General features: G+C 72.7%; 14 protein-coding genes. 5 read left to right on the top strand and 9 right to left on the bottom strand.

The features are described from left to right. The first annotated feature begins 275 nt into the window (after nucleotides 1–275). The 3 genes from ACZ5NH_RS34025 to ACZ5NH_RS34015 all read left to right on the top strand — a co-directional run bounded on the left by ACZ5NH_RS34025 (nucleotide 276) and on the right by ACZ5NH_RS34015 (nucleotide 2665). Complete coding sequence (locus tag ACZ5NH_RS34025) at nucleotides 276–1643, top strand: nucleobase:cation symporter-2 family protein (protein WP_468780802.1); 1368 nt, start codon at nucleotides 276–278, stop codon at nucleotides 1641–1643. 73 nt (nucleotides 1644–1716) lie between these two features. Continuing rightward, nucleotides 1717–2343: a TMEM175 family protein gene (locus ACZ5NH_RS34020; RefSeq protein WP_468780800.1), complete on the top strand. Its 627-nt coding sequence runs from the start codon at nucleotides 1717–1719 to the stop codon at nucleotides 2341–2343. 31 nt (nucleotides 2344–2374) lie between these two features. Then, nucleotides 2375–2665: a hypothetical protein gene (locus ACZ5NH_RS34015; RefSeq protein ID WP_468780798.1), complete on the top strand. Its 291-nt coding sequence runs from the start codon at nucleotides 2375–2377 to the stop codon at nucleotides 2663–2665. Between the two features lie 6 nt (nucleotides 2666–2671). Here the strand turns inward: ACZ5NH_RS34015 and ACZ5NH_RS34010 are convergent, their stop codons facing one another. The 6 genes from ACZ5NH_RS34010 to ACZ5NH_RS33985 form a co-directional block, all read right to left on the bottom strand. Continuing rightward, the gene (locus ACZ5NH_RS34010) at nucleotides 2672–3094 is read right to left on the bottom strand and encodes an acyl-CoA thioesterase (protein WP_388623963.1); all 423 of its coding nucleotides are present in this window, start codon (nucleotides 3092–3094) and stop codon (nucleotides 2672–2674) included. Between the two features lie 52 nt (nucleotides 3095–3146). Further along, nucleotides 3147–3776 (bottom strand): hypothetical protein, encoded by a 630-nt coding sequence (locus ACZ5NH_RS34005; RefSeq protein ID WP_451555917.1) that lies wholly within the window; start codon nucleotides 3774–3776, stop codon nucleotides 3147–3149. A gap of 129 nt (nucleotides 3777–3905) precedes the next feature. Then, the gene (locus ACZ5NH_RS34000) at nucleotides 3906–4505 is read right to left on the bottom strand and encodes a histidine phosphatase family protein (protein WP_468780795.1); all 600 of its coding nucleotides are present in this window, start codon (nucleotides 4503–4505) and stop codon (nucleotides 3906–3908) included. A 35-nt stretch (nucleotides 4506–4540) separates the two neighbouring features. Next, the gene (locus ACZ5NH_RS33995) at nucleotides 4541–5701 is read right to left on the bottom strand and encodes a serine hydrolase domain-containing protein (RefSeq protein ID WP_468780793.1); all 1161 of its coding nucleotides are present in this window, start codon (nucleotides 5699–5701) and stop codon (nucleotides 4541–4543) included. 96 nt (nucleotides 5702–5797) lie between these two features. Further along, on the bottom strand, nucleotides 5798–7603 hold the full coding sequence (locus ACZ5NH_RS33990; RefSeq protein ID WP_468780791.1) for a trypsin-like serine peptidase: 1806 nt from the start codon (nucleotides 7601–7603) through the stop codon (nucleotides 5798–5800). Between the two features lie 156 nt (nucleotides 7604–7759). Then, a complete protein-coding gene (locus tag ACZ5NH_RS33985; RefSeq protein ID WP_388623948.1) occupies nucleotides 7760–8971 on the bottom strand; it encodes a pyridoxal phosphate-dependent aminotransferase in 1212 nt (403 codons plus the stop codon). Between the two features lie 81 nt (nucleotides 8972–9052). Here ACZ5NH_RS33985 and ACZ5NH_RS33980 point away from each other — a divergent pair, with 81 nt between their 5' ends. Then, on the top strand, nucleotides 9053–9679 hold the full coding sequence (locus ACZ5NH_RS33980; protein ID WP_468780788.1) for a winged helix-turn-helix transcriptional regulator: 627 nt from the start codon (nucleotides 9053–9055) through the stop codon (nucleotides 9677–9679). Nucleotides 9680–9728: 49 nt separating this feature from the next. Here ACZ5NH_RS33980 and ACZ5NH_RS33975 read toward each other — a convergent pair whose 3' ends face one another. From ACZ5NH_RS33975 to ACZ5NH_RS33965, 3 genes are read right to left on the bottom strand one after another with little or no spacing between them, the layout of a single operon-like run. After that, complete coding sequence (locus ACZ5NH_RS33975) at nucleotides 9729–10529, bottom strand: hypothetical protein (RefSeq protein ID WP_468780786.1); 801 nt, start codon at nucleotides 10527–10529, stop codon at nucleotides 9729–9731. Further along, nucleotides 10529–11791 carry a VWA domain-containing protein gene (locus ACZ5NH_RS33970; protein WP_468780784.1) on the bottom strand — a complete coding sequence of 421 codons (1263 nt, stop codon included), beginning with the start codon at nucleotides 11789–11791 and terminating at the stop codon, nucleotides 10529–10531. Before ACZ5NH_RS33970 ends, ACZ5NH_RS33975 begins: the two co-directional genes overlap by 1 nt. A gap of 9 nt (nucleotides 11792–11800) precedes the next feature. After that, nucleotides 11801–13342: an IucA/IucC family protein gene (locus ACZ5NH_RS33965; RefSeq protein WP_468780782.1), complete on the bottom strand. Its 1542-nt coding sequence runs from the start codon at nucleotides 13340–13342 to the stop codon at nucleotides 11801–11803. A gap of 104 nt (nucleotides 13343–13446) precedes the next feature. Here ACZ5NH_RS33965 and ACZ5NH_RS33960 point away from each other — a divergent pair, with 104 nt between their 5' ends. Continuing rightward, nucleotides 13447–14946 carry an IucA/IucC family protein gene (locus ACZ5NH_RS33960; RefSeq protein ID WP_468780781.1) on the top strand — a complete coding sequence of 500 codons (1500 nt, stop codon included), beginning with the start codon at nucleotides 13447–13449 and terminating at the stop codon, nucleotides 14944–14946. Nucleotides 14947–14967: the final 21 nt, after the last annotated feature.

The following is a 14967-nucleotide window of genomic DNA, read 5'->3' as shown; positions in this document are numbered from 1 at the left end:
CCACGGCGGTCACCTCTCGCGGGGTGGCCCGCCTGAAGACGCGGTGGTCGCCCCTGTGGGCGGATCGCCGGGACGCTCCGGTCGGGAGGGACGGCTCTCGACCGGGGTCCGTGGACCCGAGCGGGGTCCACGGCAGCCGTCTCCGGGGTGCGTGTGGACGCACGCGCCCCGGAGACGGTCACCGCTCGACCCCGTCCTGGTCCCGCACGACCACTCGCACCACCTCCATGAAACCCACGTCGACAAAGACGTGTTAGCCGCTCGGAGGAGCCGCCGTGGCCGCCCATCCTGTTGACGAGAAACTCCCCGCCCTCAAAATGGCGACCAGCGGCCTGCAGCACGTGGCCGCCATGTACGCGGGAGTCGTCGCCCCACCCCTGATCGTCGGCGCGGCCGTAGGGCTGTCCGGCAAAGACCTCACCTTCCTCACCGGAGCCTGTCTGTTCACCGCCGGGCTCGCCACCTTCCTGCAGACCCTAGGTTTCTGGAAGATCGGCGCCCGTCTGCCCTTCGTCAACGGCGTCACCTTCGCCGGTGTCGCCCCCATGACGGCGATCGTGGCGTCCGCCAAGGACAAGTCCCACGCCCTGCCGATGATCTTCGGCGCGGTCATCGTGGCCGGCCTCCTCGGCTTCATAGCGGCCCCCTTCTTCAGCAAGGCGATCCGCTTCTTCCCGCCCGTCGTCACCGGCTCGGTCATCACCCTGATCGGCGTCTCCCTGCTCCCGGTCGCGTTCGGCTGGGCCCAGGGACCGAACTCGGCCGCGCACGACTACGGCTCGATGACCAACCTCTCCCTGGCCGGCATCACCCTCCTCATCGTGCTGCTGGTGCGCCGGTTCACCCGCGGCTTCGTCAAACAGATCGCGGTCCTGCTCGGCCTGGTCCTCGGCACACTCATCGCGATCCCCTTCGGCGTCACCGACTTCAGCCCGGTCGCCCACGCCGCCGTCGTGGGCTTCCCGACCCCCTTCCACTTCGGCACCCCCACCTTCCACATCGCGGCGATCCTGTCGATGTGCGTGGTGATGGTCGTCTCCATGACGGAGTCCACCGCCGACATGCTGGCGCTCGGTGAGATCGTCGAACGCCCCGCGGACGAGAAGACCATCGCGGCCGGCCTGCGCGCCGACACCCTCGGCTCCGCCCTCAGCCCGCTGTTCAACGGCTTCATGTGCAGCGCCTTCGCGCAGAACATCGGCCTCGTCGCCATGACGAGGATCCGCAGCCGCTTCGTCGTCGCCGTCGGCGGCGGCTTCCTCGTCCTGATGGGCCTGTGCCCGATGGCCGCCTCCCTCATCGCGGTCGTGCCCCGCCCGGTCCTCGGCGGCGCCGGCGTCGTCCTGTTCGGCTCGGTCGCCGCGAGCGGCATCCAGACCCTGGTCCGGGCCGGCCTGGAGAAGGACAACAACGTCCTCATCGTCGCCGTCTCCCTCGCGGTCGGCATCGTCCCGATCACCGCGCCGGACTTCTACCACGCCTTCCCCGACACCGCGAAGATCGTGCTGGACTCCGGCATCTCCACCGGCTGTGTGTCGGCCGTCGTCCTCAACCTCCTCTTCAACCACATCGGCAAGGGCAGGGAGGCGGAGGACGTCACGCACCCGATGGAGGCGGGGCAGGAACTCACGCCCACCCACTGAACACCCGCTGAACATCCGTGCGGGGCACGGCGATCGCCGTGCCCCGCACGGATGTGTGCGGCAGTCTTGGGCCATGAACGAGTCCGGCCGGGTCGAGGCCTTCAGCGACGGCGTGTTCGCCATCGCCATCACCCTGCTCATCCTGGACATCAAGGTGCCGACGACGGGTGACCACGGCGGCCTGTGGCACGCGATCGGCGCACAGTGGCCGTCGTACGCCGCCTACGTGGTCAGCTTCCTGGTCATCGGCATCATGTGGGTCAACCACCACCAGGTGTTCAGCTACGTCGCCAAGGTCGACCGGCCGCTGATGTTCCTGAACCTGCTGGTGCTGATGGTCGTGGCCGCCGTGCCCTGGCCGACCGCCATGCTCGCCGAGTACCTGCGCGAGGGCGCCGCCTCGCACGCGGCCGCCGCGGTCTACAGCCTGGTCATGGTCGCCATGGCCCTCACCTTCCAGGCCCTGTGGTGGCACCTCACCCGCACCGGCCACCTCTTCGACGCGCGCGTGGACACCGCGGCGGCCCGGGCCACCCGGGCCCGCTTCGCCCTCGGTTCCCTCGGCTACCCCCTGACCGTGGCCCTCGCCTTCGTCTCCGCGCCCCTCACCCTCGCCGCGCACGGTCTGCTCGCCCTCTACTACGGCTTCAACCAGATCGCGGTACCGACACGTCAGAACCCGGACCGGGCCGCGCCATGAGGTTCGCCGGCAACTCCGCCCGGCGTCCGGCGTGATCGACCCGCGCCACATCGCCGAGGTGGCGGTGCGGGCCCTGCTCGACGTGGGGCCGGTGGGCCGGACCTACACCCTGACAGGCCCCGAGGCGATCAGTGTCCCGGACCAGGCGGCCGTCCTCGCCGCGGTCCTCGGCCGCCCGGACACGGTCCGGAACCTTTCCCCGGACGAGACCCGCGACTTCCTCCGCACCGCGTGGAGCATCGACAGGGCTCGGGTGGAAGGCGTCCTGACCGGCATGGCCTACCCCGCCGAGGAGCACAAGGAGGCCTTCGGCGAGGTCTGAACCGGCCTACAAGCCGAACAGGGCGAGGTCCGTCGTCAGTTGCTTGAACACCTCCCGCGGGTCGGCGACCAGCTTGCGCTCCTTGAGGTCCAGCAGACCGCCCACCGCGCTGACCTCGGCCGCCAGGGTGCCGTCGGCCTTGCGTATCTCCTGCACGATCCGGAAGGTCTTGCCGCCGCCCCACTCGAACTCACAGGTCACATCGACCTCGTCACCGGCGAGCAGTTCGCGCCGGAAACGGATGGTCGTCTCCAGCGCCACCGGACCGACCCCCCGGCCCACCAGCCGGGCCTGGCTGATGCCGGCCGCCTGGAGCAGCGACCAGCGGGCGTGCTCCGCGTAGTTGAGGTACACGGACTGATTGAGGTGTCCCTGGGTGTCGGTCTCATAGCCGCGGACGGTCACACGGACGGAAAACGGTTCGGACACTGCTTGCCCTTCTCGCGTTCGAATCTCGGGTCGGTCGATCTTGGCACGCCGCTCACACCCGGCGCGGCGAGGCCAGCAGATAGCGCACCCTCGTACGCGGCTCGGTGTACTCGCCGGCCTGCCAGCCCGCGCGCTCCAGCGTGGCCGCGCAGGCCGCCAGGTGCTCCGTGTCCGGCGCGTACACGGCGACCGCCTCCGGCTGCGGGGTCGCCCGCACCCGGTAACCGTCCGCGCTCCCGCTCGCCGGAGGGTGCCCGGCCGCCTCCAGGGCCAGGGCCGCCGCCCGCACCAGATGCGCCCGCTCCCAGCCGCACGGCCGGTCCACCGCGCCGCCGGGGTTGGTCATCCGACGCAGCTCCAGCAGCCCCTGCCAGGCGCTGTGCACCTCACGCAACCGCGCCGGACCGTCCGCGGGCGGCTCCTCCTCGCCGCCGACCCGCGCCGCGAACACCCCCGCGTCCGGGCCGGGCTTCGCAGACTCCTGGGGCGCCTCGGGCACCGCCTCGCGCAGGCGATGTCCCGCCGGGGTGAGAAAGTGCTCGTGCGGCGGCCGCGGATGCCGGAAGGCCAGCCCCCGCTTCACCAGCGCCGCCAGCTGCGCCTCCGTACCGCGCAGCCGCCCGGTGACCGGATCGGCGGCCTCGATCACCCGCCGCTGCGCGGCGGTCGGCGGTCGGCTCACAGCGCGCTCCTTCCGGTCCCGTCCCTGTCCGGGGCCGCTCGCCGGACGGCCCATTTCGCAGAGTACGACCCGGCTCCGACAACGCGGCCGCAGCCCGCATCGGGCCCCGTACCCGGGGCCTGTCGGGGCCTACTCCGGCGGCCGGATGTTCCACCCCGCCACCACCGGCCGCTCGTGCTCGGTGCCCAGCCGGCACAGCGTCCCCGTCGCCAGCTGGAACAGCGCCCCGTGCTGGGGCCGCAGGCCGAGGCGGCGGGCGGTGAGGACACGGAGGAAGTGGCCGTGGGCGATCAGCACGACGACGCCCTCGGCGTCGGCGAGGGCGTCGTCGACCTTGCCCAGCACCCGGTCGGCGCGCTCGCCGACCTGCTCCGGGGTCTCGCCCGGATGGTCCGGCGGGCCCGGCACGACCCCGTCCGTGAACAGGAACCAGCCCGGCCGGCTCCGCTGGATCTCCACGGTGGTCACGCCCTCGTACCCGCCGTAGTCCCACTCGCGCAGGTCGGCGTCGACCCGCGCGTCCGGGATCCCGATCAGCTCGGCGGTCTCCCGGGCCCGCTGCAGGGGGCTGACGAACGCGGCCCCGATCCGCTGCGAGCGGATCAGCGGCAGCAGCCGGCGCGCCTCCATCCGCCCGTGCTCGGTGAGGGGTACATCGGTCCAGCCGGTGTGCCGTCCGGACCGCGACCACTCGGTCTCACCGTGCCGGACGAGAAAGAGGTCACCCACGTCAGCGCCCTTCCCGCTCGCCTGTCAGCACGGTGTCACAGGGATCCGGCCGCCCGCAGGACGGACTCGGCCAGACGGCCGTTCTCCGGAGCGGCGCCCACCCCGGAGGGGAAGGCGAACCGGCGCCGGGTGTAGGCGTACGCGATGCCGTTCGCCGGGTCGGCGAAGCCAAGCGAGCCGGTCGCGCCGCTGTGCCCGAAGGTGCCGGCGTCGAGGAACGGATAGAGCGCGGGGATGTACTCGAAGCCGCGCGCGAAGTGGTTCTCGCTGCCGGTGACCAGGTCCGGGCCGCCGGGGGTGCGCAGCGCACCGAACAGGGCCGCGGTCGCGGGCGTGAGCAGCGGCGGCCGGCCGTCGACGGTGCTGATGGCGGCCGCGAACATCCCGGCGACCCCGCGCGCGTTGCCCACGCCGCCCGAGGAGGCAGGCCCGAGCGCCTTCACCCGGGGGTGATTGCCGAAGGCCACCAGGTCGGTCGGCTCCGGCCCGTGCGCGTTGAAGGCGATGCCCCTGATGCTGTCCGGGGCCGCCACCCGCTCCTTCAGCAGTACGGCCTCCTCCGGGGTCGGCACCAGCGGCTGCACGTCCACCCAGCGCGGCTCCGCCCGAGCCGGCAGACCCAGGTAGTAGTCGAGGCCGTACGGCGCCCGGATCCGCTCCTCGTACAGTTCCTGGATGGACCGGCCGGTCACCCGGCGCACCACCTCGCCGGTGAGGGCGCCGATGACGAAGGCGTGGTAGCCCCAGGCGGTGCCCGGCTGCCACAGCGGCGCGCGTCCCGCAAGCCGCGCGGCGGTGATCCGGTCGTCGGCCAACTCCTCGACGGTGAAGGCCCGTTCGGGGTCGCTGACGAGTCCGGCGCGGTGCTCCAGCAGCTCGCCCAGCGCCAGCCGGTCCTTGCCGTGAGCCCCGAACTCCGGCCAGTACGCGGCGACTTCCCGATCCAGGTCGAGCACCCCGTCCTGCACCAGCAGGGCGACGACCAGATGCGCGGCACCCTTGGCGATCGAGTACAGGTTCGTCAGTGAGTCCCCGTCGATGCCGTCGCCGCCCCACAGGTCCACCACCCGCCGCCCGTGCCGGTACACCACGAGCTGTGCGCCCGGGTCGTCCCGCTCCTCGGCGAGCACCGCCGCGAACTCCTCGCGTACGCCCTCGAATCCCTCCGCGACCGTTCCGTGCACGTCGATCGGCATGTGTCGTTCCCCCTGTTCGGTGATGGCCGGCGGAGACCGTCAACAGACGGTCGCCGCCGGGCATTCCCGGATCGGTGCACGAGCCCGCGGGCTCGATCAGGTACCGGGTGGGACCAGGGTGTTCTCGGTGCCGAGGGCCTTGGCACCGGTGTCGGCGTACAGCGAGGTCTCGCCGTCGGACCAGCGCACGACGAGGTCGTTGCCGGTGTGGTCGGCGGTGAGGTCGCCGGCGGTCATGACCGGGGCGTGCTGCCAGGTGCCGTTCGGGCCGATCAGCCGGGAGCGGGTGCCGAGCCCGGCGGCCGAGACGCCGGTGTAGCCGTCGAGCGAGCCGTCGGACCAGCGCACGAGCAGGTCCGCGCCGGCCGTGCCCCTGAGGGCGCCGCCGGTCAGCAGCGCGGCCTTGGTCCAGGTGCCGTTCGCCGCGAGGATCCGCTTGCCGGTGCCGAAGGAGCCGGAGCGGATACCGGTGTAGAGCATCAGGCTGCCGTCGGACCGGCGCGCCAGCAGATCGGTCGCGCCCTGGGCGCCGTGGAACTGCCCGGCGGTGAGCTGGACGACGTTCTTCCAGTCGGAGTTGGGCTTCGCCATCTGGACCTCGCGGCCCACCCCCGAGGCGCCGAGGTCCGGGTACAGGGTGACCTCGCCGTCGGACCAGCGCACCAGCAGGCCCGGCCGGCTGCCGCCGCCGAAGGTCCCGCCGGTGATGCTCCGGGCGTGCGTCCAGGTCGAGTTGGCCTTCAGCAGCCGCTGCTCGGAGCCGAACCCGCCCTGTCCGTCCCCGGGATACAGCGTGACCCCGCCGTCGGACCAGACGACGAGCAGATCGCCGAGGTGGTCGCCGGTGTAGTCGGCCGAGGCCAGCAGCGCGGCCTTCTGCCAGCGGGCCGCGCCACCGGGCAGCTGCAGGCCGTGGTACGGCGGCAGGTCCGCGGGCGGATCCTGGTTCGCCACGGCCTCGGCGAGGAGGTTCGCGGCGTCGTCGCCGAACGCCGGGGCGTAGCTGATGTAGTCGACGTCCGCGTCGTTGCCGCCGCCGTTGTAGCCGCCGAGGTCGCCGATGACATGGCCGGTGCCCGCGTCGTCCTGGTAGTCGGTGATCCACGGGCTGCCGGACACGCCGCCGTAGTAGCCGCCGCAGGTCATCGACATCTGCCGGTAACCGGGAAGCTGGCTGGTCGGCACAGTGCACTTGATGGCGCTTCCGGCGCTGTTGTGCCCGTAGGAGGGGTAGCCGACGACGGTCACGTTCTTGTGCGTGTAGCCGTTCGCGCGGGTGAAGGTCAGTCCGCCGCCGACCGCGTCCTGGAGGCTCTGGCCGCGCTGGTTGGCCGAGACCCTGGCGAACGCGGTGTCCAGGTCCGACGCCGGCTTCTTCGTGGTCGACGACCCCTTGTCGGGCACGTACCGGGGATCGATGAAGATCCGCTGGATGTGGAAGATGCCGTACGGCTGCTGGTCCGGTCCCGCGCCCTTCACGAACTTCGGGACGAAGACATAGTCGCCCTTCATGCTCAGGGCGCAGTGGGCCGCGGTGAGGACGACGTCGCGCGCCGGGGTGTCGATCACACTGCCGGTGCAGTGCCAGGTGGTGCCACCGGGACCGTCGGAACCGAAGAAGGTTCCGACGAGGCGGCTCCCGCCGAACATCGTGCCCTGCGGCCGGCCGGCCGCCGCGGCCGACTGCCCCGGCCCGCTCGGCCGCACCCGCGCCGCGTCCAGTGGCCGGGCGGCCGCCATGCGCTGTGCGGTCCAGAACCGCGCGGCCTGCCGGGCCTCCTGCCCGGCGGCCGGCGCCGGCGGCGAGGGCGACGCCGCCTGCGCGGCCGGCGTCGCGAGCCCGGCCGCCGCCCCGCACACCATGGCCACGGCGACGGCCGTCCAACGTATTCGGTACGACAAGATCCTGCTCCCCCTGGTCATATATGGAACCCGGACAGGGAGAACAGCGGCGCGGCGCTGGTCAGACGCGCACCCGAAGGCCGGTGCACCCGCCCCCCCCGTGCCGGATCCCCCTGATCATGCCGGGTGATCTTCGCACAGGCGCCACCGGACGGGCTAATGCTGCCGGTACCCGGCGAGGAACCGGCCGATCCGCCCGATCGCCGCCTCCAGGTCCTCCGCGTGCGGCAGGGTGAGGATGCGGAAGTGGTCGGGGGAGGGCCAGTTGAAGCCGGTGCCCTGGACCACCTGGATCTTCTCGCGCAGCAGCAGATCGAGGACGAACTTCTCGTCGTCGTGGATCTTGTGCACCTTGGGGTCGATGCGCGGGAACGCGTACAGCGCGCCCTTGGGCCGCACGCAGGACACGCCCGGGATCTCGTTGAGCTTCTCCCAGGCGGTGTTGCGCTGCTCGTACAACCGGCCGCCGGGAAGCGTGAGTTCACGGATGGACTGGCGGCCGCCGAGCGCGGCCTGGATGGCGTACTGGGCGGGGGCGTTGGCGCACAGACGCATGGAGGCCAGCATGGTCAGGCCCTCCAGATAGTCCTTCGCGTGCTGCCTGGGGCCCGTCACCACAAGCCAGCCGGAACGGAACCCGGCCACCCGGTACGTTTTCGACAGGCCGCAGAAGGTGAGGACGACCAGGTCGGGGGCGAGGGCCGCGGCCGAGTGGTGGACCGCGTCGTCGTACAGGATCTGGTCGTAGATCTCGTCCGCGAACACCATCAGGCCGTGCCGGCGGGCGAGGTCCAGGATGCCCTCGACGACCTCCTTCGGATACACCGCGCCGGTGGGGTTGTTGGGGTTGATGATGACCACGGCCTTCGTGCGGTCCGTGATCTTCGACGCCATGTCGGCCAGGTCCGGGTTCCAGTCGGCCTGTTCGTCGCACAGGTAGTGCACCGCCTTGCCGCCGGCGAGGGTGGTCACGGCGGTCCAGAGCGGGAAGTCCGGTGCGGGGATGAGGATTTCGTCGCCGTCCTCGACCAGTGCCTGTACGGCCATGGAAACCAGCTCCGAGACGCCGTTGCCGAGGAACACGTCGTCGACCCCGACCTCCAGTCCCAGGTTCTGATAGCGCTGGGCGACCGCCCGGCGGGCGGAGAGGATGCCGCGGGAGTCGGTGTAGCCGTGCGCCTGCGGCAGCATCCGGATCATGTCCTGGAGGATCTCCTCCGGCGCCTCGAAGCCGAAGGCCGCGGGGTTGCCGGTGTTCAGGCGCAGCACGCTGTGCCCCGCCTCCTCCAGCGCGTTGGCGTGCTCGATCACCGGGCCGCGGATCTCGTAACAGACCTCGCTGAGCTTGTTCGACTGCCGGAACTCCATGCGCCCCTCCGGAAACTGGTGTTGCTTGGTTTTACCAAGTAGACGCTTGGAAAGTCCAACATCTTGTCTAGACTGCGTCGCATGTCACCACGCCGAAGCTACGACCAGTACTGCTCCGCAGCCCGCGCCCTCGATCTCGTCGGCGACCGCTGGACCCTGCTGATCGTCCGCGAACTGCTGGCCGGCCCCCGCCGCTACACGGACCTGCACGCGGACCTGCCCGGCGTGAGCACGGACGTACTCGCCTCCCGGCTGAAGGACATGGAGCGCGACGGCCTCACGACCCGCCGGAAGCTGCCTCCTCCCGGCGCGGCCTACGTGTACGAACTCACGGGACGCGGACGCGAGTTGCTGCCGGTGCTCCAGGTGCTCGGTCGGTGGGGCGAGGCAGACCTGGGAGAGCGGCGGCCGACCGACGCGGTCCGCGCCCACTGGTTCGCCTTGCCGCTGCTGCGGGGTCTGCACGGCGAGGGCCTGGTCGAAGTCCGGCTGGAGGAAGGGGACTTCCATCTGCGGGTCGGCGCGGAGGAGGGGCCGGTGTACGGCGACGGGCCCGCGCCCGGCGAGCCCGACGCCCGCCTCACCATGGACGCGGCCACCTGCGAGGCCGTGGCCCGGGGGGAGTTGGGTCTTGCCGACGCCGTACGGGCGCGACGCGTGACGGTGACGGGGGACGGCACACTGGCCAAGGCGCTGCGGGAGATGTGAGGACGGAAAGGCGAAGGCCCGCCGGAGGCGGGCCTTCGAGCACATCGGGTCACACGTCGGTCGGCACCCGCGACGGCCGACCGGACCCCCGCGTCAACGCATACCCGCCGATACCGGCGAGAGCCGCGAGCACGCCCCCGATCGCGGTCCACACCCACCGGTCGGACCACCAGCCGGAGGACCAGCCGTCGCCGGAGCCGAAGCTGGAGAGCACCGCGGCCTTCGAACCACCCCCGCTGTGCTGCGACTTGACGGCGATGCCGGGAACCAGCGGCTTGCCCAGCGAGCCGTCCACCGCCGCCGCGCCGCCGATGTCCTTGGCGTCGGCGCGGACCTCGACGCCGACCGGCTTGCCCAGGTCGGCGGAGCCGAGGTCCACCACGGTCAGCCGGATGTAGTACGTGCCCGGCAGCGGGTCGTTGGCCCAGGGCTCCGACCAGCCGCGCACGGTCCGCAGGACGCAGGCCAGCTCGACGGAGGACGCGTCCTGCTCGGCCGTACGGCTCGCCGCGCCGTACTGACAGGCCTGCCGGCGCCGCAGCCCGTCGTACACGTCGATCTGCCAGGTCTGCGCCCCGTGCGTGGCGGGCAGCTTGACCGTCGCCTTGACGGTGGGCCGCTGCCCGGTGTCCGCGGGGAACGACCAGTACAGGTAGTCACCCGTCGAACCGGACGCCGTGGCCCGCTGCCCCTGCTCGATCTCCGTCGCCGTGCGGAAGGACGTGCCCGCCTGGGTGGGTGCCGTCCCGTCGGCGGAGGCACTGGGAGACGGGGAGGAGTCGGCCGCGGCCGGCCCGGCCGCCATCCCGAGTGCCAGCAGCGCGGCACCCAGCACATGTGTGATCCGCATCAGTTCGTCCTCCAGACCGAGACCCGCCAGCGCGACAGCCAGCCCCACAGCAGACCGGCGAGGAAGCCGACCAGCACCAGCGCGCCCAGCAGCCACCAGCCGCGCCCGAGGCCGAAGGAGGCCACGTCATGGTGCCCCGACGGCCCGTCCACGACATCGACGGTCAGTTCGAGCGGCAGGCCGGGCGTGGTCTTCACGCCCGCCGCGGCCGAGAAGGAGTTGGTGACCTGGAGGCACACCGTCTCCGCCGTCGCCTTGTCGTCGTCGCTCTCCGGCTTCGGGTACCGCAGACCCGTCGAGATCACGTCCGTACGGCCGTCACCCGCGGCCTCGCCGCGCACGATCTCCCGTCCGTGCACGGTCACCGCCCGCAGCAGCACCCCGTAGTCCGGGTTCACGGCGCGGTCGTCGGCCACGCTCACCGAGGCGCGCAGCTCCTTGCCCGGGTCGACGTCCACCTTGTACCAGCGCTGCTGCCCGAACTCCTCACGGTCCGTGTACAGCCCGGACTTCAGCGTCGGCGCCGCCGCACACTGCGCGGCCCCCTGGGTGGCCACCGGCGTCACGACCGGATCGGCCGCTCGGTCCACCAACTGTCCGACCCGGCTGGACAGTTGCTGCTTGTGCCGTACGTCGGTGTATGTGCCGCCGGTCGCGTCCGCGATGCAGCTGAGCTGGTCGCGGGTCTTGGCGTCGGGTACCAGACCGAGGGTGTCGATGGTCAGACCGATGCCCTTGGCCGCTATCTCGCGGGCGACCTCGCAGGGGTCGAGCGGCTGGCAGGTGTCCTCGCCGTCGCTGATCAGGACGATACGGCGGGTGCCGGTACCGCCGTTCAGGTCGTCCGCCGCCTTCAGCAGCGCGGGCCCGATCGGCGTCCAGCCGGTGGGCTGCAGCGTGGCCACCGCCGTCTTGGCGTCGGTCCGGTTCAGCGGGCCGACCGGGTAGAGCTGCGCGGTGTCCTTGCAGCCCTCCTTGCGGTCGTTGCCGCGGTAGTTGGCGCCCAGGGTGCGGATGCCGAGCTGGACCTCCTGCGGGGTGGCGTCCAGCACGTCGTTGAACGCCTGCTTCGCCGCGGCCATCCGCGAGTCGCCGTCGATGTCCCGCGTCCGCATGGAACCGCTGACGTCCAGCACCAGTTCGACCTTGGGAGCGGGCTGCTCCGTCTCATCGGCGACGGCTCCGCCGGGGAACGCGATCCCGGCCGCCAGGGCGGCGAGGAGAGCACAGACGCCCGCCGCCAGCCGTTGTCTTGTGATCATCGCCGGATCCTATTGATCAGACGCGCCGGGCTCCAAAACGAGCGGGTTCGGCAGGGAGGTCCACTGGTCGCCCGGGGTCTGCGGGGACAGCCGCATCAGGGTCAGCGCCTTCGCCGGCAGCGGCCCTTCGCGCAGGGCGCGCAGATCGGGGGTGTCCGGCAGGTCCGGTACGGCGGCCGACAGGGCCGCTCCCAGTGCCGGGCCCGAACCCGCCGTACCGGCCAGGGCGCCCGCCACCAGGGAGCCGAACAGCTTGCGGCGCAGGGCCGTTTCGTCGTCGGTGATCAGCCGGCCGGTGAGCGGCGGCGGGGTGATGCCGTGCCGGGCCAGGCGGGCCGGGCTGATCCGGATGTCGGCCAGGTCGCGGTAGACGAGCCGTAGCGGGGTGCCGTCGGCCGCCAGGATCACCAGCAGGTTCTGGCCGTGCGCCTCCAGGGCCACGCCGAGGTCGAGGAGGCGCAGCCCCACGGTCAGCGCCAGCCGGGTGAACGCGGCCAGCCAGGCGGGGGAGCCGGGCAGGTCGGTCGTGGCGAGCGCGGCCACGGGGACCACCCGCTCGCCCGGACCGGCGTACACCTCGGGCGACTCCCGCAGCAGCGCGGCCAGGTCGGGGGAGTGGGCCGAGACCGCGGCCAGCGTGCGGGTGATGTGCAGCAGGCCGTCGGTGCGGGCGGCCAGCTCCTCGCCGAGTGCGGACAGGGGCGCGGCGGCCTCGATCGAATAGCGGGAGATGTCCCGCACGGAGGACGTCAGCCGGGCGCTGAGCGCGGTCTTCACATGCGCGCCGTCCGGCAGCGCGAGGGTGCGCAGGGAGAGCAGGGGGCGGGCCGGGCGCCAGGGGGTGTACGACCGCTTGATGACGTGGTCCGCCTGCCACGGGTGCACCGGCAGCAGCAGCCGTTCGCCGTCCCGCAGCTCCTGCGGCCAGTTGCCGGTCACCAGGCACCCGTCCGCCGGCACCGGCACCGTCCCGAGCCCCACGACGGGCCGGTGCTCCGGGCCGTACGCCAGCTCGTCCGCCACCGAGAAACCGGGCCGGGAACGGCAGCCCGGGTGGTACGGATGCCCGTCGGTCACCCGCTGCTCCCACTCCCAGTCCCTCCCCCACCCTGCGGCCGGGGGGACCCCCACCGGCCACTCCTTCGGGTGATCCGCGTCGGCCCGTGACAGCGCCAACGAGGCGACGCTGCCGTCCAGTTCGGCCGCGAACGCGGCACCGTGCGGCACCCCGAGGGCGGTCATCAGCCCGGCCGGATCCACCTGGCGCTCCCGGTCCAGGCGGACGCCGGTGACGTACGCGCTCGTGGCGTACGGGTCCGCGTGCGGCCCGTACAGCGTCCGGCCGTCGGCGAGCCGCAGCGCGAGGCTGTGGGCGCCGTGCACCCGGCCGGTGACCCACGGCAGCGGCTCATGGGCCAGCGCCCGCCACAGCCGGGTCAGCACCGCGGCCCGGGCGCCCGGCAGCTCCGCCGTGAACCGGGGCAGCAGACCGGGCCGGACGGCGGCCAGCTCCTCGGCGACCCGGGTCTCGGCGGTGGGGGGACGGTGCACGGTCGGCTCCTCGGGTACACGCGGCACGGAGGATGATTGTCGGCGACGACAGACATACTGATCGCGACCACCCCGGCTGATCGCGACCACCCCGGACGAAACGAATGGATCGCGTGGACCTCACAGACCCCACCGGATCCGTCGGCCGCCTGGCCGACGCCTACGCGGCCGCGCCCCTGCTGAACTGCCTGCTGCGCGAGGTGGCCGAGCCGCTCGGCCACCCCGGTGACCCACGGGTCCACCGGCTGCCGAGTGGGCGGCTGCTGCGCGTGCGGGCCGGCCGGCGCCCCGCAGACCCGGAGGTGTGCGCGGCCGGGACCTGGCACCGGGTGGGCCACACCGAGCTGGTCAAACTGGTCGCCGAGGAGCTGCGCCGGCACACCGGGCTGCCGGGCGGCGACCTGCCCGCCGAGATGATCGACAGCCGGGACGCGGTCGCGGCCCTGCTCACCGCCCGCGCCCGGGCCGCGGCGCCCGCGGACCCGTATCTGCGCTCCGAGCAGTCCCTGATCACCGGCCACCCGTACCACCCGGCGCCCAAGGCGCGCGGCGGCGGCCCGGTCGCCTCCTGGCTGCCGTACGCCCCCGAGGCGCACGCCCGCTTCCCACTGGTGCTGCTCGGCGTCCGCGAGGACCAGGTGGCCGAGGAGGGCGACACCAGCGCCCTGGACGCGCTCGGCCCGGTCCCGCCCGGCTACCGGCTGCTGCCGGCCCACCCCTGGCAGCTGGACCTGGTGGGCAGCGAGCTGACGGAGGCCTTCGCCGACGGCCGCCTGCTCCGTCTCGGCACGACCGCCTTCGACACCTGGCCGACGGCGGCGATCCGCACGGTGTACGAGCCCCGGCGCGACCTGTTCCTGAAGTTCAGCCTGGACGTCCGCATCACCAACGACATCCGCCGGCTGTGGCGCCACGACCTGCGAAAGCTGCGCCGCACGGACATGGCCGCCCGGCACGCCTTCGCGGCCATGGGACCGCCCGCCGCCTGGCTGAGCGACCGCGGCTACCGCACGGCCTCCTTCGCCTTCGAGGAACTCGCCGTCCTGGTCCGGGACGGCCTGCGCGGCCATCTGCTGCCGGGCACCACTCCGCTGCTCGCCGCCGGGCTCGCCGAGGGCTTCGACGGCAGTCCGCCGGCCACCGCGGCCGACCCGGCGGCCTGGTGGGAAGCCTATCTGCGCCAGGTCGTGCCGCCCGCCCTCACGGCGTTCGACGACCATGGGGTCGTCCTGGAGGCCCATCTGCAGAACACCCTCGTCGCCGTGGACGCGGCCGGTATGCCCGTCCAGGTGCTGTACCGGGACGCCGAGGGTGCGAAGCTGCTGCCGGACGTGACCCGGGCGGCGGGGTGGGAGCGGCTGGTGTACTGCCTGGTCGTCAACCATCTCACCGAGGTCGCCGCCGCCCTCGCCGAACACCGTCCCGCACTCGACCCCTGGCCCGCCGTCCGCCGCGAGTTCGCCCGGCACGATCTGCCCGAGATCCCCGCGCTGCTCGGCTCGCCCACGCTGCCCGGCAAGACCAACCTGCTGCTGCGCTGGACCGGCGCGGACGGCGCGGACGCCCGCTACCTGCCGCTGCCGAACCCGCTGGCGGGCGGCTGATCTGCGGTGGGCCTACCGGGC

The organism is Streptomyces sp. NPDC031426, assembly GCF_055581585.1.
This window is presented reverse-complemented; position numbering and strand designations above follow the sequence as displayed.